This is a genomic window from Actinomadura macra NBRC 14102 (genome assembly GCF_001552215.1).
Classification (GTDB): domain Bacteria; phylum Actinomycetota; class Actinomycetes; order Streptosporangiales; family Streptosporangiaceae; genus Spirillospora; species Spirillospora macra.
In genome coordinates this window covers 45,079-67,615 of sequence record NZ_BCQT01000019.1, presented here as the reverse complement: position 1 = coordinate 67,615, position 22,537 = coordinate 45,079, and the positions used below count along the sequence as shown (strand labels likewise).

The window sequence follows — 22,537 nt, the reverse complement described above, 5'->3', positions numbered from 1 at the left end:
CATCCTCGCACCGGAACCGGCAGGCCCGCCGCGGGGGGCTACTGCCGCAGGCAGGCACAGAACGGATGCCCGGCCGGGTCGGTGAGGACGATCCACCGGTCGCCGCCGGGCTGGAAGTCCGGCCTGCCCCCGCCGAGCTCCCGCACCGTCTCCTCGGCCTTGACGAGGTCGTCGACATAGAAGTCCAGATGGAACTGCTGCGGGCGCTCCTGGCCCGGCCACTGCGGCGCCCGGTGCTCGGCGACGCCCTGGAAGTACAGGTCCAGGCCGTTCGGCAGCTTCACCGCGGCGGCCTCGGCGGTGCTGTAGGTGACCTCCCCGCCGGTCAACGCGCCGTAGAACGCCGCCAGCGCCGGCGGCTCCGGGCAGTCGAGGTTGACAGCGATGAACTCCGCGATACCGGACATGGCACTCCTTCGCGTCCTGAAGATGATGCGTCCACGCTGCCAGCAGAAACTGACAACCCCTGTCAGGTACACGCCCCTCTCGGGCACATCACCCTCCGGCCCGCCGCCCGGTCACCGGCGGCCGGCGGCGCGCAGGAGACGACGGCCCACCTCGGCGAGGTGCTCGGCCAACTCCGGCGGCTCGCGGACCTCGAAATCCAGGTCCAGGAACGCGATGCGCAGCGCCGTCCACTCCAGCGAGTCGGGTGCGGTGCGCAGCGTGCAGGTGCGGTCGTCGACGGGCTCGACCTCCGCCCCGGTCACCCGGAACCGGTCGATCAGCTCCTCGGCGGAGGCGTGCACGGTCAGCACCGCCGGACGGACCGGCCGCGACCCCGCCAACGACCGGGTGACGAACGCCGCGGCATCGGCCGCGGGCAGCTCACGCGGCGGGCACCTCACACCGGTCGGGCGCGGGTCGCCGATCCGGTCGACGCGGAACGTCCGCCAGTCCCCGCGGCCGACGTCCCAGGCGACCAGGTACCAGCGGCGCCCCGCCGAGACCAGCCCGTAGGGCTCCACCAGGCGACCGGTCTCGGTGTCGTCGCGGTCCCGGTAACCAAACCGGAGCCGCTCGCGGTCACGGCAGGCGACGGCCAGCACGCTCAGCGCCGCCGGATCCACCGCCGGCCCGGCGGGCGCGCCGGTCAGCGGCGTGGTGGCGGCGTGCAGCGCGTTCACCCGGCGCCGCAACCGGTCGGGCAGCACCTGCTCCAGCTTGGCCAGGGCCCGCACGGAGGTCTCCTCGATTCCCGCCACCGCTCCCCCGGCCGCGCCCCGCAACCCGACCGCGATGGCGACGGCCTCCTCATCGTCCAGCAGCAGCGGCGGCATCGCGGTACCGGCCTCCAACCGGTAACCGCCGGTGGCGCCCAAGGCCGCGTGGACGGGATAACCGAGATCGCGCAGCCGCTCGACGTCACGTCGGACGGTGCGGGCGCTCACCCCGAGCCGCTCGCGCAACTCCGGGCCCGACCACTCACCGCGCGCCTGCAGCAGCGACAGCAACCGCAGTAGCCGGCCTGAAGTGGTGTCACTCACGCCCTCCAGCATGCCACCCAATGAGGCCAGAAATTGACCTCATTGGCTCCTAGCGTGGACGCATGAGCACAGCCCACACCCGCGCCGGCAGCATCGTTGTCACCGGCGCCAGACAGAACAACCTCAAGGACGTCTCCCTGCGCATCCCCAAGGAGCAGATCGTCGTCTTCACCGGGGTCTCGGGCTCGGGCAAGTCCTCGATGGTGTTCGGCACCGTCGCGGTGGAGTCCCAACGGCAGCTCAACGAGACGTTCACCTGGTACGTCCGCGACCGGCTGCCCAAGCACGAACGGCCCGACGCCGACGTCATCGACCACCTCGCCCCCGCCGTCGTCGTCGACCAAAGGCCCATCGGCGGCAACGCCCGCTCGACCGTCGGCACCATCACCGACATCTACTCGATCATGCGGGTGCTGTTCTCCCGGCACGGGACGCCCAGCGCCGGCGAGGCCGGCGCCTACTCCTTCAACGACCCGCAGGGCATGTGCCCCCACTGCGACGGCCTCGGCCGCGTCGTGCGCGTCGACCTCGACCGGTTCCTCGACACCGCCAAGACCCTCAACGAGGGAGCGGTGAACTTCCCGCCGTTCGGCGTCGGGACGTTCGTATGGCAGCTGTACGCCGAATCCGGGCTGTTCGACCCCGACAAGCCGCTGCGCGACTTCACCACCGAGGAATGGGACACGCTGCTGCACGGCAAGGGGTTCCGCGTCCCCCGCCTCAACCGGACCGGGTCGATGGGCCACAACGCCTACGAGGGCCTGGTCGAGCGGTTCGCCCGCCTCTACATCAAGCGCGACCTCAACACCCTGACGGGCCGCAACGGCCAGGCGGCCCGCGCCGTCGTCCGCGAGGACACCTGCCCCCAGTGCCACGGCGCCCGGCTCAACCGCGCCGCGCTCGCCACCCGGATCGGCGGCCACAGCATCGCCGACCTGAGCCGGATGGAGATCGGTGACCTGACCGCGGCGCTCTGCGAGATCACCGACCCGATCGCCGCGCCGATCGCCCGCGCCGCGGTGACGCGGCTGCGGCGGCTGCACGACATCGGCCTCGGCCACCTCAGCCTGCACCGCGAGACCCGCACCCTGTCGGGCGGCGAGGCACAGCGGCTCAAGGTCGTCCGGCACCTGGGCTCCAGCCTCACCGGGATGACCTACATCTTCGACGAGCCCAGCGCAGGACTGCACCCCCGCGACGTGGACCGCCTCAACCGCCTGCTGATCCAGCTGCGCGACAAGGGCAACACGGTGCTGGTGGTCGAGCACGACCCCGGCGTCATCCAGATCGCCGACTATGTGATCGACATGGGACCGGGCGCCGGTGCCCACGGCGGTGAGGTCGTCTACACCGGCACGGTCGACGGCCTGCGCGCCGCCGACACCCCCACCGGCCGATGCCTGCGCCGCACCACCCCGGTCAAGGACACCGTCCGGGAACCCGACGGCTGGATGACCGTCACCGGCGCCCGCACCCACAACCTCAAGGACGTCACCGCCCGGCTGCCCACCGGCGTGCTCACCGCCGTCACCGGAGTCGCCGGGTCGGGCAAAAGCACCCTGATCATGGACGAGCTCGCCGCCCGGCACCCCGACGCGGTCGTGGCCGGCCAGTCGGCCATCGCCGCCTCCCGCCGCTCGACCCCGATCACCTTCATCGGCGTCATGGACCCCCTCCGCCGCCTGTTCGCCAAGGCCAACGGCGTGGGCCCCGGCCTGTTCAGCCACAACTCCACGGGCGCCTGCCCGGCCTGCGACGGCGCCGGCGTCATCGTCACCGACCTAGCGTTCATGGACCCCGTCACCACCACCTGCGAGCTGTGCCGGGGCCGCCGCTACCGCGCCGAGACCCTCGGCCACACCCTGCACGGAAGGACGATCGCCGACGTGCTGGAGATGACCGCCGAGCAGGCCCTCGGCTTTTTCACCGGCGACGGCGCCGAACGGGGCATCGCCGCCCGCCTGCGCGCCCTCAACGACGTCGGCCTGCACTACCTCACCCTCGGGCGGACGCTCACCGGCCTGTCGGGCGGCGAGCGGCAGCGCATCAAGCTGGCCGTCGAACTGCACCGCACCGGCGCCGTCTACATCCTGGACGAGCCGACCACCGGCCTGCACATGGCCGACGTCGGTGCCCTGCTCACCCTGCTCGACCGGCTCGTGGACGCCGGCAACACCGTCATCGTCATCGAACACGACCGGGACGTCATCAAGCACGCCGACTGGGTCGTCGACCTCGGCCCCGGAGGCGGCCGCCACGGCGGCGAGGTCGTCTTCGCCGGCACCCCCGCCGCGCTGCTGTCCCACCCGTCCTCGGTCACCGCCGCCTTCCTGCGCACCGACCTCACCGGCGAAGCACCACCCGTCAACCGCTGAGCGACGCGAACACGCCCACGCCGACGGAGGCGGACGGCTGCCGCGGCGCCGCAGCGGGAGCGCCGGCGAGGAGCCGCCGGGAGCCGCAGGGCCCTGGGCGTCCGCCGGGCGGCCCGTAGGCTCGGCGACCATGAACGATGCGGCCCGCGAGGGCATACCCGACGCGCCCCCGCCCGCCCCCGCCGCGTACCTGTCCGGTCTGTTCTCGCTGGAAGGCCGTGTCGCCGTCGTGACCGGCGGCAGTTCCGGGATCGGCCGCGCCATCGCCGGGGCGCTGGCCCGCTCCGGCGCGTCCGTGGTGGTCGTCGCGCGCCGCGAGACCGAGCTGGCCGCCACCACCGCCGAACTCGCGGCGCACGGCTGCCGCGCCGCCTGGGTCAGCGCCGACCTCGGCACCCGCGACGGAGTCCGCACGGCGGCCGAGGATGCGGCGGCGGCGTTCGGCGAACCCGACATCCTCGTCAACGCCGCCGGGATCAACCTGCGGCCCCCGATGGACGACCTCGGCGAGGACGTCTGGGACGCGACCATGGCCGTCAACCTCGACGCGCCGTTCCTGCTCGGCCAGCGGTTCGCCCCCGGCATGGCCGGGCGGGGCTACGGGCGGCTCATCCACATCGCCTCCCAGCAGGCATTCCGCGCGTTCGTCACCAGCGGCGCCTACGGGGTGTCCAAAGCGGGCCTCGTCGCGCTCGCCCGGTCACAGGCCGAGGCATGGTCGAGCCGCGGCGTCACCGCCAACACCCTCGTGCCCGGCGTCGTGCTGACCCCGCTGAACGCCCGCATCTCCGCCGATCCCGCCCGCGCCGAGGCCCTCGCCGCACGCACCATGACCGGCCGCAACGGCCTGGCCGACGACTTCGCCGGCGCCGCGGTGTTCCTGGCGGGCCCCTCCGCCGGCTACGTCACCGGGCAGGCGATCTTCGTGGACGGCGGTCTCTCCGTCCACTGACCTCCCCGCCTCCGGGCCTACGCGGGCCTCACGACCACAGGCCGGTCATCGCGACCGCCTCCTGCGGATCGGAGGCGTGCAGGACGCCACCGGGCGGGCGGCCGTCCTCGTCCTGGACGTGCCAGCCGCCCAGCTGCACCACCGGGACCCGCCCCCGGCGCATGGCGAGCGCCAGCTCCGACAGCGTCCCCCACGACCCACCGACCACGATCACCGCGTCGGCGGCGTTCACCAGGACGGTGTTGCGCCCCTGCCCCATCCCCGTCGGCAGCGCGACCGTCAGGTCCGGGCCCGCGCCGGCCCGATCGGCCGCCGACAGCACCCCGACCACGATCCCGCCCGCCGAGCGCGCACCCGCCGCCACGGCGGCCATCACCCCGCCGTACCCGCCGCACAGCACCACCGCCGAACGCGCGGCCAGCAACCGGCCGGTCTCCTCGGCCTGCCGCCACTGCGGCGCCGAGCACCGGCTCGGCCCGCACACCGCCACCTGGACGGCCATGCCCGGCTACTCCGCGCCGTGCTCGCCGGCCAGATCCTCGATCCTGCCGGCCAGATCGAAGTCCTTGCCGGTGAGACCACCCGCGCTGTGAGTGGTGAGCGCGAACCGCAGGGTGCGCCACCGGATGTCGATGTCGGGATGGTGATCGGCGTCCTCGGCGGCGCGTGCCACCGCCGCGACCAGGTCGACCCCCGCCAGGAACGAGGGCGCCGTCACCTCCCTGCGGATCTCGTCGCCCGCGCGGGTCCAGCGGGGCAGCGCACGCAGGCGGTCGGCCACGGCGGTGTCGTCGAGCGTGTCGGCCATCGGGGCTCACTCCCGTTGTCGTCGGCGTGATGACCACTGCCCTCCGAGTACATCACGCCGCGTACATCACGCCGCCCCCGGCGCCAGGTCGTACAGGGTGGCGCCACCGACGGTGGTCGCGGTGAAGGTCGCCGCCACCCACGCCGTGATCCGCTGCGCGGCGTCGCTGCCGCCCGTGCCAGGCCCACCGCCGCGGCCAACCCGTCCGTGAGGATCACCGGGGCCAGCCAGGGGTTCCAGCCCGACGCCCGCCCCAGCAGCACGTACGCCCACACCGACGTCACCGCGACCGCCAGCGGCAGCGCCACGGCCGCCACAGCACCGCCGCGCCCACAGCACCGCCGCGCCCATGCCCACCAGCGCCGCGACCGCCGGGGCGAGCGCGACCGTGTAGGGCTCATGGAAGATCCCCCGCATGAAGCTGAAGACCGCCGCGGTGACCAGCAGCCACCCGCCCCACAGCGCGAACGCGGCCCGCACGGGATCGGGACGGGGCGAGCGGCGCGTCGCCCACAGGCCCGCCGCCAGCAGGATGAGCGCGGCGGGCAGCAGCCAGGCGATCTGACCGCCGATCGCGGGACCGAACATCCGGTCCCACCCGGCGTCCTGGTCGAGGTTCCCGAGACCGCCGGTCTCCGCACCGTTCAGACGTCCGAGGCCGTTGTAGCCGAGCGCCACCTCCAGCACCGAGTCATGCTGCGAGCCGCCGACGTAGGGCCGCGACGACGCGGGCACCAGCGCCACCGCCGCTACCCACCACCCCGCCGACACCAGCAGCGCGGCACCGGCCAGCAGCAGCTGCCACAGCCTGCGCCTGACCGGCGTCGGCGCCGTCACCGGGTAGACCACCGCGAACACCGGCACCACCAGGAACGCCTGGAGCATCTTGGCCAGGAACCCGGCTCCCACACACGACGCGGCGAACACCAGCCACCGGGTGCTCGCGTCCTCCTGCGCGCGGGTCATCCCGTAGGCGCCGAGCGTCAACAGCAGCACCAGCAGCGCGTCGGGGTTGTTGAAGCGGAACATCAGCGCGGCCACCGGCGTCACTGCCAGCGCCGCCCCCGCCAGCAGGGCCGCCCACGCCGGGAACCGGCGCCGGACGGCCGCGTGCAGCACGCCGACGGTGGCCACACCCATCAACGCCTGCGGGACGAGAATGCTCCAGGAGTTCACCCCGAAGATCCGCGCGGACAGCGCCACCGGCCACAGCGCACCGGGCGGCTTGTCGACGGTGATGGCGCCGGCGGCGTCGGACGAGCCGAAGAGGAACGCCTTCCAGCTCACCGTCCCCGCCTGGACCGCCTCCGAATAGAACGCGTTCGCCCACCCGGACGCGCCCAGGCCCCACACGTACAGCACACCCGTCGCCGACAGCGGCGCCAGCAGCGCGGGCCGCGCCCGGGACGGGTCGTCGACCCGGCCGCGCCACAGCGCCGTGGCCCTGCCCGTTGTCCGTTGCAGGGTTGTCACGATCAGCCCAGCCTGTAGAGCCGTGCGCCCCACGACTGCGCGTCCCCGGAGCCGCCGTACTCGCTCGCCTGGACCGGGGTCCCGTTCTTCTGGACCCAGGCCGTGACGTCGGAGCCGCCGCCGTCGGGGCCCACGCCAGCGCGCCCGCCGACCAGCACGTAGTGGAGCCTGCCCTCGGCGACGTACCGCTGGAGCTTGGCGACCGTCATGGCGGGGTCGCGGCCGGTGAAGCCCCCCATGGCGATGACCGAACGTCCGGTCTGCAGGATCATCGAGGACGCCTCCTGGGCGCTGGACACCGCGACCAGCCAATCGGCCGATCCCTGATTCTTCTCCAAATAGTCGATCATCCGTGCGGAGACACCTCCGCCAGGCCCTCCGGCCAGCCCGCCGCCGGGTGCGTTGCCGGCACCGTCGCGGGCAAGGCCGGCCCCACCGGGAGGCATGCCGGCAGGTCCGCCTGCTCCGGGCGGCCCGCCGCGTCCCATCGGACGGGCACCGGGCCCGCCGACCCCTTCCCCAGACGTCGGCCCGGCCAGCGGGTTCGTGGCGTTGGACGTGGCGGACGCAGCCGACACCGCGTAGGCGCCCGGCCCGGACAGGCCCGCCACAGCCGCGAACACGAGCCCCGCGGCGATCAGCCGGGGAACCGTTCGGCGGCCCAGCCGGCCCAGCACCAGCCCCAGCACGGCGAGCACGGTCGCGGCGGCGATCAGCCAGCGCAGCCACGGGTTCCAGGACGGGGTCCGCTCCAGCAGCGCGAACGCCCACGCGCCCGTGACCGCGATCCCAGCGGGCAGCACCCACGACCACGCGGCCGACCGCCGGTACGCCCCGTACAGCACGACGGCGCCGCCTCCGGTGAGCGCGGCGATCGCCGGGGCCATCGCCGTGGAGTAGTACGGATGGAAGGTGCCCTGCGCGAAGCTGAAGACGGCGTAGTGGACGGCCAGCCAGCCGCCCCACAGCAGCAGCGCGGCGCGCGCGAGGTCGGTACGGGGCCGCCGCAGCAGCAGGACGAACACGGCCACGAACGCGATCACGGCGAACGGCAGGAGCCAGGAGATCTGGCCACCCAGAACGTCGTTGAACAACCGTCCCGCCCCGGACCGGCCGCCGAAGCCGCCGCCCATCCCGCCGCTGCGCCCCCCGCCGGGACCGGTGCCCTCACCGACTACCCGGCCAAGGCCGTTATAGCCGATGACCAGGTCCCACACGCTGCCGTCGGTGCTGCCGCCGATGAAGGGCCGGCTGCCGGCGGGCAGGGCGTCCACGACCAGCATCCACCACGCGCTCGACACCGCCAGCACCGCGCCCGCCGCCACCAGATGCGCGACCCGCCGGAGCGGCCCGGCCCGTCCGGCCACCAGGTAGACCAACCCGAACACCGGGACGACCAGGAACGCCTGGAGCATCTTGGTGTTGAAGCCGCAACCGACGACGAACGCCGCCAGCAGCAGGGGCCGCACGCGCCCGGTCTCGACGGCGCGCTGGCACGCCCAGGCGGCCAGCACCAGCAGCAGGACCAGCAGCGTGTCGGGGTTGTTGTCACGGTTGATGGCGACGGTGATCGGCGTCAAGGTCAGCACGGCCGCGGCGATCACCGCCGCGGGGGGACCGAACGCGCGCCGCACCGTCGCGTACAGGACCGCGACCGCCGCGACGCCCTCCAGCACCTGCGGGAGCAGCAGACTCCACGTCCCGAATCCCAAGACCCGCGCGAACAGGCCCATCACCCACAGCGCCAGCGGCGGCTTGTCGACGGTGATGAACGACCCGGAGTCCAGCGCACCGAAGAAGAACGCCTTCCAGCTCTGCGTCCCGCTCTTGACGGCGGCCGAGTAGTAGGAGTTGGCATACCCGGACTTCGACAGCCCCCACGCGTACAGGGCGAACGCCAGGACGAGCAGCGCCCACAGCGCGGGGCGCGCCCAACGCGGATCCCCCGGTGGCCCGAGGAACAGCCGCCGCGTCCGTCCACCCCGGGCGGGCTGGTCCCGCTCGGGCGGCGCGGTCATGCTCTGCGTGGCGGTCATGACGGTGTTCCTCCGGCCTTCTCAGCGGACGTGGCGGGCACGCCGGGCAAGGGCGCCCGGTCCTGCGCCGTGCCGCGTGGACGCAGACGGCGCGGGTGAAAGATCCACGCCCGCATGAGCAGGAACCGCACCAGCGTCGCCACCCCGTTCGCGGCGACGAGCGCCGCGACCTCGACGGCGCGGGAGGCGCCGGGCGCGGCGGCGTGCAGCAGCGCCAGGCCGCCCGTGCTCAGCGCCAGGCCGAGCAGGAACGCCAGCCCGCCTTCGAGTTGCTGGCGGAACGCGCGCTCGGCGCCGGTGACCCCGAAGGTGAAACGGCGGTTGGCGGCGGTGTTGCCGATCGTGGTGACCACGAGCGACAGCGCGTTCGCCCACAGCGGCCCCGTGACCATCCGCAGCAGGACGAACAGGACGAGCTGCGCGGCGGTGCTGATCACGCCGATGACGGCGAAGGCCGGCAGCTGTCGCGCCATCCCGGCGGGCAGCTCGGGCCGCGCCCGGCCGACCGGGGCGCCGAACGCCCCCGTCAGCATCCGGCGCGCGACGCGGGCCATGCCGCGCAGATCGTCGCGGGCAGTGCGTACCACGTCCACGCGGCTGTCGGGGTCGTCCACCCAGTCCACCGGCACCTCGTGGATGCGCAGCCCGTTGCGCTCGGCCAGCAGCAGCAACTCGGTGTCGAAGAACCACTCCTCGTCCTCGACCGACGGCAACAGCGCCTGGACGATCTCGGTGCGGGCGGCTTTGAACCCGCACTGCGCGTCGGTGAACCGTGCGGCGAGGGTCGTGCGCAGCAGCAGGTTGTAGCAGCGGGAGATGACCTCCCGGCGAGGACCGCGCACGACGGCCGAGCCGCGGGTGAGGCGGCTGCCGATGGCCAGGTCGCTGTGCCCCGACAGCAGTGGAGCGACCAGCGGCAGGAACGCGTCCAGGTCGGTCGACAGGTCCACGTCCATGTAGGCGACCACGTCGGCGTCGCTGGTGCTCCAGACGTGCCGTAGCGCCCGCCCGCGCCCCTTGAGGTCCAGCCGGACGGCCTGGACGTGCGGGAGCCGCGCCCTCAGTTCCTCGGCGGCCCACCACGTCCGGTCCGTGCTGGCGTTGTCGGCGATCGTGATCCGGAAGGGATAGGGAAAGGTGTCGTGGAGGTAGGCGTGTAGCCGCTGCACGCTCGCCGCCAGGACCCGTTCTTCGTTGTGGACGGGGATGACGACCTCGACCAGCCGCCCCCGCCCGCCGCCGTCCGGCGCAGGTGGGGGCGGCCCGGCGGGCGTGCCCCGTTCGCTGACAAGGTGACTCATGGGGACGAGGCTGGCCAGCGGGCGTGGGAGGCCCCTGAGCCGTTCATTAATGCCGCATGAGAAACCGCCGGCCTTACCTGAGCGTCCCGCAGAGGGGCTCCAGGGAGGCGGGGGCACCGGGCCCGCCAGGACCTGGTGAAGCCCGAGGCGGTCGGGCTCCCCGCCGGGTGTTCGGCGTCAGGTGTTTGGCGCCGGGTGACCGGACGGCGCCGTCAGGAAACCACGGCGTTGGCGGGGTCAGCGCCCCTCCCGCACGCCTGCGGCCCTTGACCTGCTTGCGTCCCGCCTCAGTCGGCGAGGTCCGGTGTTCCCGGGAGGCGGACGCGGGCGAGGGTACCGCCGCCGGTGGCCGGGTCCAGGTCCACCCGCCCGCCACACTCCTCCACGACCCGGGCCACGATCGACAGGCCCAGCCCCGACCCGGGCAGGCTGCGCGCCGACGGTGAACGCCAGAACCGCTCGAACACATGGGGAAGGTCCTCGGCGGGGATCCCGGGCCCGTGGTCGCGGACGGTCAGCTCCCCCGCCTTCAGACCGACCTCGACCGTGCCGCCGGGCGGGCTGAACTTGACCGCATTGTCCAGCAGGTTCACCACGGCGCGCTCCAGCGACGCCGGGTCGCCCATCACGTACCAGGGCTGCGCGGCGGCCTCGACGGCCAGACCCGGACCGCGCAGCCTGGCGCGCTCCACCGCGCGGGCCACCACCTCGTGCAGCGCGACCGGCTCGCGGACCGGTTCGGCCTCGGCGGGACGGGCCAGCTCCAGCAGATCCCCGACCAGGCTCGACAGCTCCCGCATCTGCGCCTTCACGCTCACCAGCAGCCGGTGCCGGGTGTCGGCGGGCAGGACGCGGCCGCTGGCCTCGGCGCGCAGCAGCAGATCGATATTGGTGCGCAGGCTCGTCAGCGGCGTGCGCAGCTCATGTCCGGCGTCGGCGATGAGCTGCCGCTGCCGCTCGCGGGAGGCCGCCAACGCGGCGGTCATGCTGTTGAACGAGCGGCTCAGCCGGGCGATCTCGTCCGTTCCCTCCTCGGGGATGCGGGTGCCGAGATCCTCGGTGCGGGCGATGTGCTCGACGGCGCCGGTCAGCTCGTCCACCGGCCGCAGCGACGCGCGAGCGATCATCAGCCCGGCGCCCGCGGACACCAGCACCCCCAGCGCGGTGACCGCCACCAGCAGCAGCGCGAGGTTGTCGAGCGGACCCTCCACCTCCTTCAGCGAGATCGCGAACGACACCGCGAACGGCACGCCTTCCGGGGTCCGGAACGACCGCGTCAGGATGCGCACGTCGATCTGGTCGCCGGCGGAGGTGACGCCGGTCCCGTCGTGCACGGCGCGCTCACGGGCACCCCGGGCGACCGCGGCGTCGGCGCCGGTCACCACCAGCGTCCCGGCGCCGGGCAGGGTGCACGCGCGCCCCCGCACGTCCACCACCTGTGTGATCTCCGCGGGTCCGGGGAGGGACGGCCCGGTGCCGGCCTGCGCGTCGGAGCGGCAGGACACCAGCGCCGCCCCGAGATCGCGTTCGAAACGCTGCATGCGCGGCGGCATGCCGCCCTCCGGCGCCGGCGGCCCGCCCACCGCGCCCAGCCTGCGGTCCAGCTCGTGGTAGAGCTGGTTGCGGGTCAGGTACCAGCTCGCGGTGGCGCAGGCGGCGACCGCCAGCGCCACCGCCGCCGCGGTCAGCAGCGCCAGCCGGGCCCGCAGCGTCAGCCGGCCGGCCACCGGCCACCGCCGGATCACGGTGGCGCCGCCTGGCGCAGCACGTACCCGACGCTCCGGACGGTGTGCAGCACCCGCGGCATCCCGCCCGCCTCGGTCTTGCGCCGCAGGTACATCACATACACGTCCAGGGAGTTGGAGGCGGGCTCGAAGTCGAACCCCCACACCGTCTCCAGGATCTGCTCGCGGGTGAGGACCTGCCGGGGGTGGGCCAGGAACATCTCCAGCAGCATGTACTCGGTGCGGGTCAGCCCCAGCGGCCGGCCCGCACGGGTGACCTCGCGGGTGAGGGTGTCCATGCGCAGGTCGCCGAAGGCCAGGACCTCCTCGCGGCGCGGCCCCGCGGCGGCCAGGGCACCGCGCCGCAGCAGCGCCCGCACACGCGCGAGCAGCTCATCCAGCTCGAAGGGCTTGGCCAGGTAGTCGTCGGCGCCGGCGTCCAGCCCGGTGACGCGGTCGCCGACCATGTCGCGGGCGGTCAGCATCAACACCGGCATCGTGGCGCCGAGGGCGCGCAGCCGCCGGCACGTGGTCAGGCCGTCCATCCGCGGCATCAGCACGTCCAGCACCACCAGATCCGGGGGTTCGCGCTCGACCCGGTCGAGCGCCATCGCCCCGTCCGCGGCCTCGACGACCGTGTACCCCTCGAACGTCAGGCTGCTGGACAGCGACTCCCGGACGGCGGGCTCATCGTCCACGACCAGTATCCGTGCGGGCGACGCCCCCCGCCTGTCGGGCTCCATGCACTCACCGTAAACACTCCCGGTGGCGGCTCCGGCCACCGGACGGCGTTTCTCATCGTCCTCTCAGGAACTTCTGAGGCCGGGTTCAGCGGCGGGCCCGCCGGGCGCGGGCCGGGTCGCGGTGATCCAGGTGGTCTTCATGACGTCGACGACCACGTCCCGCGCGACGTCGAGCATCAGCTCGCGCAGTGCGTCCTTCATCGCCAGCCGCAGCGCCTCGCGCATCAGCCCGGCCATCACGGCCTCGATCGCGGTGGCGGCGGTCCGGGCGGCCAGCCGCAGGGCCAGCTCGGCCGCGGTACGGGCGACGGCGCTGCCCGCGGCCGCGACCACCAGGTCCCCGGCCGAACGCGCGGCCTCGCTTCCGGCGGCGCGCGTGGCGAGATCGGCCGCCGCCCCGGCGAGCGGCGCCAGTTCGGGCGAGCCCGCGGCGTCCCGCGCCCGGTCGCGTAGCGCGCCGCCAAGGCCGAGGGCGGCCTCGCGGGCGGTCTCCCGGACGACCCGGACCATCAGGGGCCGGGCCATGTCCATCGCGACCTCGACCGCGACGTCGGCGACGGCGTCGAAGGCGCTGTCGACCACGATCTTCGTGGCGGCCTGCACGGCCGGAGCGGCCGCGGTGCGGCCCGCCACGTCCAGCGCGGTGGCGGTGGCCGCGCGGGCGAAGGGGTTGCGGGTGGCGAGCCGGCGCGCGGCGACGGCCATCGGGTGCTGGGCGGCCTGTTCGGCCAGCGTCATCGCGGTCGCGGTGACCTCGAACGCGGTTCCGGTCACGGGGTTGGTCCCGGCGGCGGCGCGGGCCTCCAGCACCGCCCGCTCCGCCGCCGCCGACGCGATCTTGACTGCGGCGTCGCGGGCGGCCTGCTCGATGACGCGCATCGCGGGCGTGCCCGACAGCTGCTCGACGAACCGTGCCGCGGCCACGGACGCGGCGTCGCGGGCGACCTGCCGGACCGGTTCGCTCACGGTCCCGGCGAGGCGGGCCGCGCCCGCCGCGGCCGGCACCAGCCCCTCGACGAACTCCTCGATGCGCTCGGCCGCCGCCCGGTCCAGCCGGTCCAGCCGGGCGGCCGGGTCGGCACCGTCCTCACCGTGCCTGGCCAGGGCTTCCCCGCCTGCCGGCTCGACCTTCTCGTCCACGACCACGCCCCTATCACGGTCCGGCTCCTTAAATCACCTTAACTTTTCTTTGCCGTCTTCACTCCTCCTCCGGTGCGCGAGGGTCAGGGCCCGGCCCGGAACCCGGCGCCAGGGCGGCGCGGATAACCAGTGGCCCCGCGCGGGGGCGGCCGTTATCCTTACGGCGGAACGCGAAGGAGGTGGGGATCATGGCCGTCATTGCGGTGGCTGCTGCCCGCAGCACTCAGCCAGTCCTCATCTCCCGGGCCACCGGCTGACCTGACCGCCCACCGTCGCGGCATCCTCGCCGGGGCCCCTTCACACAAGGGTTCCGAACCGTTGTCTTTCACATCCACAGGATCGTCCCCTCTCGCCGCCTACGGCTGGGACGAAACCCTGGAGAACGATTTCGCCTCTCGTCGCGCCGCCGGGCTGGCGCCTGCCCGCGTCATCGCGGTCGACCGCGGCCTGTGCGACGTGGCCACCGAGAACGGCCTGCTCCGGGCCGAGACCGGCCCGGTCGCCACACCCGATCCCATCGCCGCGCCGTGCACCGGCGACTGGGCCGTGCTGCGGCCCGGCGACCACCCTGATGACCGGCCGGTCATGGCGGAACTGCTGCCCCGCCGGACCGCGATCGTGCGGTCCACGGTCTCGCGCGAGTCGCGCGGGCAGGTCCTGGCCGCCAACGTCGACACCGTCGCCATCGCCGTCTCCCTCGCCGACCACCTCGACCTCGGCCGCGTCGAGCGGCTGCTGGCGCTGGCCTGGGAGAGCGGCGCCCGGCCGGTCGTCGTGCTGACCAAGGCCGACTCCCTGCCCGGCACCGCCGAGGCCGAGGCCGCCGTGGCCGCCGCCGCGCCGGGCGTCGACGTCGTGGCGTGCAGCGCCACGACCGGGGACGGGGTGGACGCGGTCGCGGCCGTCCTGCACGGCACCGTGGTGCTGGTCGGCCCGTCCGGCGCGGGCAAGTCCACGCTGGGCAACGCCCTGCTGGGCGCCGAGGCGCTCGCGACCGGCGCCGTCCGGGAACGGGACGGCAAGGGGCGGCACACCACCGTCCGCCGTGACCTGCTGCCGCTGCCGGGCGGCGGCGTCCTCATCGACACGCCCGGCCTGCGCCGCGTCGGGCTGTGGGACGCCGCCGAGGGCCTCCAGCAGACCTTCGCCGAGATCGAGGAACTCGCCGCCGCGTGCCGGTTCGGCGACTGCGCCCACGAGGGCGAGCCGGGGTGCGCCGTGCTCGCCGCCGTCGAGGACGGCGGGCTGCCTGCCCGGCGCCTGGTCAGCTACCGCAAGCTGATGCGCGAGAACGCCTGGATCGCCGCGCGCAGCGACGCCCGGCTCCGCGCCGAGCAGCGCAACCGCTGGAAGGCCGTCTCCAAGGCGCAGCGGCAGATGTACAGGGAGCGCGGGAGGGACCGGTGACCGCGAGGGAGCACGCCTGGAAGGTCAGACCGGAGACGGGCGCGGACACGGCGGCGGTGCGCCGCGTCGTGCTGGCGGCGTTCCCGACCCCGCTGGAGGCGGACCTGGTGGACGCGCTGCGTGCGGACGCGGCGTGGCTGCCCGGCCTGTCCTTCGTCGCCGAGACATCCGGTGGGGAGGTCGGCGGGTATGCGCTGCTGACCCGGTGCCGGGTCGGCGGGGACGAGGCGCTCGCGCTGGCCCCGGTGGCGGTTCTGCCCTCCCACCAGCGCACGGGCGCGGGCGGTGCCGCGGTCCGCGCGGCGCTGGACGCCGCGGCGGGGCGCGGCGAACGGCTCGTGGTCGTCCTCGGGCATCCGGAGTACTACCCGAGGTTCGGGTTCGGCCGGGCGTCCCGGCTCGGGATCACCGCGCCCTTCGAGGTCCCGGACGAGGCGCTGATGGCGCTGGTGTTCAGCGGTGCCGGACCCGTCCCCGCCGGGACGATCGAGTACCCGGCGCCGTTCGGCGTCTGACACCCCGGCTCCGCGGCCCCCCGGCGCCCCCACGGCGCCGGGGTCGCGGAGCCCCGTCAGCGGCCCCGGTACTGGTAGGTGCGGATCGACAGCGGCACGAACACCGCCAGCAGCACCCCCGACCACAGCAGCGACGCGGTGACCGGGTGCGCGACCGCCCACGCCACGTCCCCGGTGGGCGCGCCCGGGTTGCCGAACAGCTCCCGGGACGCGGCGGTGAGGGCGCTGACGGGGTTCCAGTCGGCGGCGGCTCGCAGCACGGCGGGCATCCCGCCGGTCGGCACGAACGAGTTCGACAGCATCGTCACCGGGAACACCAGCGGGACGAGCTGGTCGGCGGTCTGCTCGTTCTTCACCATGAGCCCCAGGTAGCAGCCCGCCCAGCTCAGCGCGTACCGCATGAGCGCCAGCAGCAGGAACGCCTCGACGGTCGGCACGAACCCGCGGTGCGCCCGCCAGCCGACCAGCAGCCCGGCCGCCGCCATGATGAGCAACCCGAGGACGCCGTTGAGGATCTCGGCGCCGGTCTGCCCGAACGGCACCGCCGACCGGGCCATCGGCATCGAGCGGAACCGGTCCATCACCCCTCGGGAGGCGTCGGTCGCGACCCGCATCGTGACCGACATCACCGAGGTGTAGGTGACCATCGCGAACAGGCCCGGCATCAGGTACTCGCGGTACCCGCCGCCTCCCGGCACCTCGATCGCGCTGCCGAACACGTACCCGAACAGCACGACCATGATCGCGGGAAAGATGAGTGCGACGACGAGCTCGCCCGGTTCCTGACGGAGGCGGCTCAGCTCGCGCCCGATCAGCGTGGAGCCGTCGGCGAAGGTCCAGCGCAGGCGCCCGGCCCACGACGGCCGCCGCGCGGAGAGGGTCGGCGCGGTCATCGGACGACCTCCTCGCGCCGTCCGGCGTCCCTGTCCCCGGCAGGGCCGGTCTCGTCGTCGGTGCCGGCCTTCGCGGGACGGCCGGTGAGGCGCAGGAACACCTCGTCGAGGGTGGGACGTCTCAGCCCGACGTCGCCGACGGCGACCCCGGCGCGGTCCAGTTCGCGGACGACGTCGGTGATCCGGACCGTCCCGGAGGCGAGGGCGACCGACAGCCGGTCCCCTTCGAGCGCCGGATAGGCGCCGGCCAGCCGGTGCAGGACGGTCACGGCGCCGGGCGCCGCCGCGGGATCCGCCAGGACGACGTCGAGCCGGTCGCCGATGGAGGCCTTCAACTGGTCGGGGGTGCCGGTGGCGATGACGCGGCCGTGGTCGACGACCGCGATGTCGTCGGCGAGCCGGTCCGCCTCGTCCAGGTACTGGGTGGTGAGCAGGACGGTGGTGCCGTCGGCGACCAGTTCGCGGACGCTGTCCCAGATCTCGCCGCGGCTGCGCGGGTCCAGGCCGGTGGTCGGCTCGTCCAGGAACAGCACCTGGGGGCGCAGGATGAGGCTGGCGACCAGGTCAAGGCGGCGGCGCATCCCGCCGGAGTAGCCGCTCACCGGACGGTCGGCGGCGTCCAGCAGCCCGAACCGCTCCAGCAGCTCGTCCGCGCGGCGGCGGGCGTCCGCGCGGGACAGATGGTAGAGCCGACCGAACAGCCGCAGGTTGCCGCGGCCGGTGAGCTTCTCGTCGACGGCGGCGTACTGCCCGGCCAGCCCGATCCGGGCCCGCACCCGGTCGGGCTCCCGCGCGACGTCATGGCCGGCGATGCGGGCGTGTCCGGAGTCGGCGTCGGCGAGCGTCGCGAGGATCCGCACCGCCGTCGTCTTGCCCGCCCCGTTCGGGCCGAGAAGTCCGCACACCGTCCCCGCGGGGACGGACAGGTCCAGCCCGTCCAGGGCCCGGGTGGCGCCGAAGCGCTTGCGCAGCGCCTCGGCGACCACGATCGGTTCGTCCACCATCACAACCTCCATTGGGTACACCGTACGCAGGCGATGGGGTTCAGGGTAAGCAACTGGGTACGATGTACGCAACTAGGATCTCAGGGGGTGGGGTCGTTCGGCCCCCAGATGAACGAGGGGGGTGCCGTGTCGGGCGGCGAGCACGTCAGCATCTGGTCGGTTCCAGAGCGCCAGGGCCGCGGGCCCCGGCCCGCCTACAGCCGCGGCCAGATCACCGAGGCCGCCGTGCGGATCGCCGACGCCGACGGGCTGGAGGCCGCGTCGATGCGCCGCATCGCCGCCGAGCTCGGCACCGGCGCGATGTCGCTGTACCGGTACGTGCCCAGCCGCGACGACCTCATCGAGCTGATGTACGACCACGTCGTGGGCCAGCCGGACCTCCCGGACCGCCCCACCGGCGACTGGCGCGCCGACCTGACGCTCGTGGCCCGCAACACCCGCGAGACGCTGCTGCGCCACCCCTGGGTGGCCGCGTTGCACCGGTCCCGGCTCACCTACGGCCCGAACCAGCTGCGCCTGCTGGAGTTCACGCTCGGCGCGCTGGACGTGGGCATCCCGGTCGACGAGATGCTCACGCTGGTCGGGATGCTGAACGGTTACATCGAGCTGGACGTGCGCGGCGAGCTGGAGTGGCAGCGCGAGTACAAGCGCAGCGGGCTGACGCCCGAGGACTGGATGATGCGGACCGTCCCGCGAGTGCGCGAGCTGATGGACAGCGGCGACTACCCCATGTTCACCCGCATCATCGTCGACGCCCGCATCCCTCACATGAGCAACGACGAGCAGTTCGAATACGGGCTCAGCCGCGTCCTGGACTGCATCGCCTCCGCCCTCCCCGGCTCCTAGGGCCGGCACATGCTGTGGGGACGAGAGGCAGACCGGGCCGCGATGGAAGGGCTGATCACCGGGGCGCGCGAGGGGCTCGGCGGCGTGGTGGTGGTGCGCGGAGAGGCGGGCATCGGCAAAACGGCACTCCTGGACGAGGGCGCCGCGATGGCCGCGGGGCTGCGCGTCCTGCGTGCGACCGGGGCGGAGACGGAGGCGGAACTCCCGTTCGCCTCGCTGCACATGCTGCTGCGCCCCGTCCTGCCCCGAGTGGAGGCGCTCCCGCCAGGGCAGGCACGAGCGCTGCGAACCGCGCTCGGCCTAGGCGGCGAAGAGGGCGAAGGCGGCACGGACGGCACGGACCGGTTCCTGATCGGGCTGGCGGTGCTGACCCTGCTGTCAGACGTGGCGACCGAACAGCCGGTGCTGTGCCTGATCGACGACGCGCACTGGCTCGATCCGGCATCGGCGGACGCGCTGCTGTTCACCGCCCGCCGGCTGGACACCGAGGCTGCGGCGATCGTGTTCGCGGCCCGCGACGGCTTCACCGCCCCCGGCCTCCCCGAGCTGCCGCTGGCCGGCTTGGACCGCCCGCAAGCCGCCGCGTTCCTCGCCGATCAGGCACCCGACCTGGCCGCCGCGGTCCGCGACCGGGTCATCGACGAGGCGGCCGGCAACCCGCTCGCCCTCCTCGAACTGCCCGCCGCCCTCAGCGCCGGAATACGCGCGGGCCACACCGTTCCCCCGCCCGCGCTGCCGGTCTCCGCCCGTGTGCAGGCCGCGTTCGGCACCCGGATCGAGAAGCTGCCACGGCCGTCGCGGCTGGCCCTGTCGATCGCCGCCGCCGAGGGCACCGGCGAGCTGGCGACGGTGCTGCGCGCCGCACGGACACTCGGCGCGGCGCCCGCGGACCTCGACGCCGCCGAGCGCGCCGGTCTGCTCCGGCTCACCGAGACGCGGGTGGAGTTCCGGCACCCGCTCGTCCGCGCGGCGGCCTACCAGCGCATGCCGCTGACCACACGGCTGGCCGTGCACGGCGCCCTCGCCGAGGTGTCCGGCGGCGCCCGCAGGGCCCTGCACCGCGCGGCGGCTTCCCCCGAACCGGACGAGAGCGTGGCCGCCGAACTCGAGGCGTCCGCCGACGCTGCGCGCGGACGCAACGCGCCCGCGGCCGCCGCGTCCCTGTACGAGCACGCCGCGCGGCTCAGCCCGGCCGACGGCGACCGGACGCGGCGGCTGATCCGCGCCGCCCAGTCGGCGATCACCGGGGGCCGCACCGGCCATGCGGCGGACCTGGCCGAGCGGGCGGCCGCCCGCCGGCTCGGCCCGGTGCCGCTCGCCGAGGTCGCCATGGTCCGCGCGACGGCGGAGTTCGAGCGGGGCGCGCCGGTGGGCACCGCCCGGTACCTGGCCGACAGCGCCGCCCAGGTGGCCGAGGCGGACCCGGGGCTGGCGTTGACGCTGCTGGTCATGGCGGCGGGCAACGCCTGGTCCACGGGCGAGGACGGCGAAGTGCGCCGGGCGGCCGGCCTCGCCGCCGGGATCGGCGCCGCCACCGCCGGAACCTGCGTCACCCGCGCCGCTGGGACGACCGCCTCGGTGGCCACTGCGCTGGTGGGCCTCGGGCGCCTCGCCGCCGGGGACACCTCGTCCGGTGCGCCGCTGCTGCGGAGCGTGGTCGCGGCCGCACACGCCGATCCGCCCGGCAGCCTCATCGCGCGGCTGCTCGTCCTTGCCGTGGCCCTGCTGGTCGGCGATGACGAGGCGGCGGCGCAGCTGGCCGCCGCCGACGTCGCGCACGCCCGCCACCGTGGCCTTGTCGGAGCACTGCCCACGACGCTGCAGGTCGTCGCGCAGACGCAGGTGGCGGCGGGGCTGCACCGCGACGCCGCGGCGACGGCGGCCGAGGCCCTCGCGCTCGCCCGCGAGACCGGCCAGCGTCACCGCCAGGGGCGGCTCGCCGCCCTCACCGCCCGGATCGCCGCGATCGAGGGCGAGCAGGAACGGTGCCGGGAGCTGGCCGCCGAGGCCGCGGAGTCGGTGGCCGAGGCCGCCGCGGAGGGCGCCTGCGCGCTCGGGCTCCTGCACCTGGGCCTCGGACGGCATGAGGACGCGCTGCACGTCCTGGAGGAGACCGCGGCCGGGCCCGCCCGCCGTACCGCCACCGTGATGTTCGCGGCGGCCGACCTGGCCGAGGCGGCGGTGCGCGCCGGGCAGCTGGAGCAGGCGCGGGCCGCGGGCGAGCGCCTCACCGCGTGGGCGGCCGTCCTCGACCGCCCGTGGATCTCGGCGGTCGCGCTGCGCTGCCAGGCCCTATTGGCGCCCCGCGACGAGACCTTTCAGGCGGCGCTCCACCTGCACACCGCCGGCGGACGGCCGTTCGAACACGCCCGCACCGCACTGACATACGGCGAGTGGTTGCGCCGCGAGCGGCGCCGCTCGGACGCCCGTGCCCCGCTCCGCTCCGCCCTGTCGATCTTCGAGCGGCTCGGCGCCACGCCCTGGGCCGACCGTGCCCGCGGCGAGCTGCGCGCCACCGGCGAGACCGCGTCCGGCCCGCCCTCCGGCGACGACCCGCTGGCCCGGCTCACCCCGCAGGAGCTGCAGATCGTCCGGCTCGCCGCGTCCGGCGTCGCCAACCGTGACATCGCGGCGCAGCTGTTCCTCAGCCACCGGACGGTCGAGTACCACCTCTACAAGGCCTATCCCAAGCTCGGCGTCACATCACGGACCGAGCTGGCGCGCTTCTCCTGACGCCCCGCCACCGTGACTACGGTGATGTCACGGATTCGGCGCCCCGCCCGCGCCACCTAGCTTCGTGATCGTCGGAACGGCCGATCAGGGAGCACGCGATGAGCAGAGCGATCGTTTTCGAAGAGCCGGGCGGGCCCGAGGTGCTGCGCCTCGCCGACGTGGCGGAACCGCAGGCCGGGCCGGGGCAGGTACGCGTCATGGTAAGGGCGGCCGGAGTGCAACCGTTCGACGTGGCGGTGGTCGAGGGCTGGCTGCCCGCCGGGGCGGACGCCGCCTACCCCCGCACGCCGGGCAACGAGTTCGCCGGGGTGATCGACCGGCTCGGCGAGGGCGTGACGGGATTCGCCGTGGGCGACGAGGTGCTCGGCTTCACCGTCCTCAACGCCTATCGCGAGCATCTGGTGATCCCCTCCGAGCAGGTCACCGCCAAGCCGCCCGGGATGCCGTGGGAGGTGGCGGGCGGGTTCACCGCCCCGGCCCAGACGGCCTACAACTCCCTGGAGGAACTGGAGGTAGGTGAGCACGACACGCTCCTGGTGCACGGCGCGGCGGGTGCGGTCGGCACGGTCGCGGTGCAGCTCGGACGGCTGTGGGGCGCGACGGTGATCGGCGCCGCGCGCGAGACCCAGCACGACTACCTCCGGTCGCTGGGCGCCCTGCCCGTCGACTACGGCGACGGTTTCACGGGCCGGGTACGCGAGCTGGCACCCAACGGGGTGGTGACCGCTGCCCTGGACGGCGTCGGCGGCACCGCCCTGGACGCGACACTGGAACTGGTCGAGGACCGCTCCCGCATCATCACCCTGTACGACCACGACCGCGCCGCCGCCCTGGGCGTCCGCCTGTCCCCCGCGCGGCGCACCGCCGCCCGGTTGGCCGACATGGTGGCCCTGTACACGCGCGGCGAGGTGAAATGGCACATCCACCGGACATTCCCGCTGGAGCGGGCCGCCGACGCGCACCGCGCCTACAAGGCAGGCGGCATCCGCGGCAAGATCGTCCTGACGGTCGACTGACGGTGCGGGAAAACCACAAGGCCGGTGCCGCCTGAGAGCGGAGGTCGGCACCGGCCCTGAGTTCGTGGGCTGATTCAGAGGGTC

19 protein-coding genes are annotated in these 22,537 nt (G+C 74.4%); 7 read left to right on the top strand and 12 right to left on the bottom strand.

Features of this window, described 5'->3' with window-relative positions:
* Window positions 1-38: 38 nt before the first annotated feature.
* Both AMA02S_RS29950 and AMA02S_RS29945 read right to left on the bottom strand, forming a co-directional pair.
* Window positions 39-407: a VOC family protein gene (locus AMA02S_RS29950; protein WP_067464799.1), complete on the bottom strand. Its 369-nt coding sequence runs from the start codon at window positions 405-407 to the stop codon at window positions 39-41.
* Window positions 408-518: 111 nt separating this feature from the next.
* Window positions 519-1,487: a helix-turn-helix transcriptional regulator gene (locus AMA02S_RS29945; RefSeq protein ID WP_245667892.1), complete on the bottom strand. Its 969-nt coding sequence runs from the start codon at window positions 1,485-1,487 to the stop codon at window positions 519-521.
* A 62-nt stretch (window positions 1,488-1,549) separates the two neighbouring features.
* Here AMA02S_RS29945 and AMA02S_RS29940 point away from each other — a divergent pair, with 62 nt between their 5' ends.
* Together AMA02S_RS29940 and AMA02S_RS29935 are read left to right on the top strand one after the other, a co-directional pair.
* Complete coding sequence (locus tag AMA02S_RS29940; RefSeq protein WP_067464793.1) at window positions 1,550-3,862, top strand: ATP-binding cassette domain-containing protein; 2,313 nt, start codon at window positions 1,550-1,552, stop codon at window positions 3,860-3,862.
* A 130-nt stretch (window positions 3,863-3,992) separates the two neighbouring features.
* Window positions 3,993-4,814, top strand: a complete 822-nt coding sequence (locus tag AMA02S_RS29935; RefSeq protein WP_067464790.1) for an SDR family NAD(P)-dependent oxidoreductase — start codon at window positions 3,993-3,995, stop codon at window positions 4,812-4,814.
* A 28-nt stretch (window positions 4,815-4,842) separates the two neighbouring features.
* Here AMA02S_RS29935 and AMA02S_RS29930 read toward each other — a convergent pair whose 3' ends face one another.
* The 8 genes from AMA02S_RS29930 to AMA02S_RS29895 all read right to left on the bottom strand — a co-directional run bounded on the left by AMA02S_RS29930 (window position 4,843) and on the right by AMA02S_RS29895 (window position 14,039).
* Window positions 4,843-5,316 carry a TIGR00725 family protein gene (locus AMA02S_RS29930; RefSeq protein WP_067464787.1) on the bottom strand — a complete coding sequence of 158 codons (474 nt, stop codon included), beginning with the start codon at window positions 5,314-5,316 and terminating at the stop codon, window positions 4,843-4,845.
* Window positions 5,317-5,322: 6 nt separating this feature from the next.
* The gene (locus tag AMA02S_RS29925; RefSeq protein WP_067464777.1) at window positions 5,323-5,622 is read right to left on the bottom strand and encodes a 4a-hydroxytetrahydrobiopterin dehydratase; all 300 of its coding nucleotides are present in this window, start codon (window positions 5,620-5,622) and stop codon (window positions 5,323-5,325) included.
* 66 nt (window positions 5,623-5,688) lie between these two features.
* Window positions 5,689-7,095 carry an ArnT family glycosyltransferase gene (locus AMA02S_RS29920; RefSeq protein ID WP_067464775.1) on the bottom strand — a complete coding sequence of 469 codons (1,407 nt, stop codon included), beginning with the start codon at window positions 7,093-7,095 and terminating at the stop codon, window positions 5,689-5,691.
* Between the two features lie 2 nt (window positions 7,096-7,097).
* A complete protein-coding gene (locus tag AMA02S_RS29915) occupies window positions 7,098-9,131 on the bottom strand; it encodes an ArnT family glycosyltransferase (protein ID WP_245667891.1) in 2,034 nt (677 codons plus the stop codon).
* Window positions 9,128-10,432, bottom strand: coding sequence for a bifunctional glycosyltransferase family 2/GtrA family protein (locus AMA02S_RS29910; protein WP_084265736.1), 1,305 nt, complete (start codon window positions 10,430-10,432; stop codon window positions 9,128-9,130). The genes AMA02S_RS29915 and AMA02S_RS29910 overlap by 4 nt, the downstream gene beginning before the upstream one ends.
* A gap of 287 nt (window positions 10,433-10,719) precedes the next feature.
* Window positions 10,720-12,159, bottom strand: a complete 1,440-nt coding sequence (locus AMA02S_RS29905) for a sensor histidine kinase (protein WP_218005162.1) — start codon at window positions 12,157-12,159, stop codon at window positions 10,720-10,722.
* A 14-nt stretch (window positions 12,160-12,173) separates the two neighbouring features.
* Window positions 12,174-12,899, bottom strand: coding sequence for a response regulator transcription factor (locus AMA02S_RS29900; protein ID WP_067464770.1), 726 nt, complete (start codon window positions 12,897-12,899; stop codon window positions 12,174-12,176).
* A gap of 63 nt (window positions 12,900-12,962) precedes the next feature.
* Entirely contained in the window at window positions 12,963-14,039 is a 1,077-nt protein-coding gene (locus AMA02S_RS29895; RefSeq protein WP_157430904.1) for a hypothetical protein, read from the bottom strand.
* A gap of 318 nt (window positions 14,040-14,357) precedes the next feature.
* Here AMA02S_RS29895 and rsgA point away from each other — a divergent pair, with 318 nt between their 5' ends.
* Together rsgA and AMA02S_RS29885 are read left to right on the top strand one after the other, a co-directional pair.
* A complete protein-coding gene (gene rsgA / locus AMA02S_RS29890; protein ID WP_067464764.1) occupies window positions 14,358-15,446 on the top strand; it encodes a ribosome small subunit-dependent GTPase A in 1,089 nt (362 codons plus the stop codon).
* Entirely contained in the window at window positions 15,443-15,961 is a 519-nt protein-coding gene (locus AMA02S_RS29885) for a GNAT family N-acetyltransferase (protein WP_067464753.1), read from the top strand. Before rsgA ends, AMA02S_RS29885 begins: the two co-directional genes overlap by 4 nt.
* Before the next feature lie 56 nt (window positions 15,962-16,017).
* On the opposite strand, the gene AMA02S_RS29880 is transcribed toward AMA02S_RS29885, so the two are convergent.
* Entirely contained in the window at window positions 16,018-16,854 is an 837-nt protein-coding gene (locus tag AMA02S_RS29880) for an ABC transporter permease (RefSeq protein ID WP_084265735.1), read from the bottom strand.
* Entirely contained in the window at window positions 16,851-17,870 is a 1,020-nt protein-coding gene (locus tag AMA02S_RS29875) for an ATP-binding cassette domain-containing protein (RefSeq protein ID WP_067464751.1), read from the bottom strand. The genes AMA02S_RS29880 and AMA02S_RS29875 overlap by 4 nt, the downstream gene beginning before the upstream one ends.
* A gap of 96 nt (window positions 17,871-17,966) precedes the next feature.
* Between AMA02S_RS29875 and AMA02S_RS29870 the strand changes: the two genes are divergently transcribed.
* From AMA02S_RS29870 to AMA02S_RS29860, 3 genes are all read left to right on the top strand, one after another.
* Window positions 17,967-18,704 carry a TetR/AcrR family transcriptional regulator gene (locus AMA02S_RS29870; protein WP_245667890.1) on the top strand — a complete coding sequence of 246 codons (738 nt, stop codon included), beginning with the start codon at window positions 17,967-17,969 and terminating at the stop codon, window positions 18,702-18,704.
* A 9-nt stretch (window positions 18,705-18,713) separates the two neighbouring features.
* Window positions 18,714-21,437, top strand: a complete 2,724-nt coding sequence (locus tag AMA02S_RS29865) for an ATP-binding protein (RefSeq protein ID WP_067464748.1) — start codon at window positions 18,714-18,716, stop codon at window positions 21,435-21,437.
* Between the two features lie 98 nt (window positions 21,438-21,535).
* The gene (locus AMA02S_RS29860) at window positions 21,536-22,453 is read left to right on the top strand and encodes a quinone oxidoreductase family protein (RefSeq protein ID WP_067464746.1); all 918 of its coding nucleotides are present in this window, start codon (window positions 21,536-21,538) and stop codon (window positions 22,451-22,453) included.
* The last annotated feature ends 84 nt before the right edge of the window (window positions 22,454-22,537 follow it).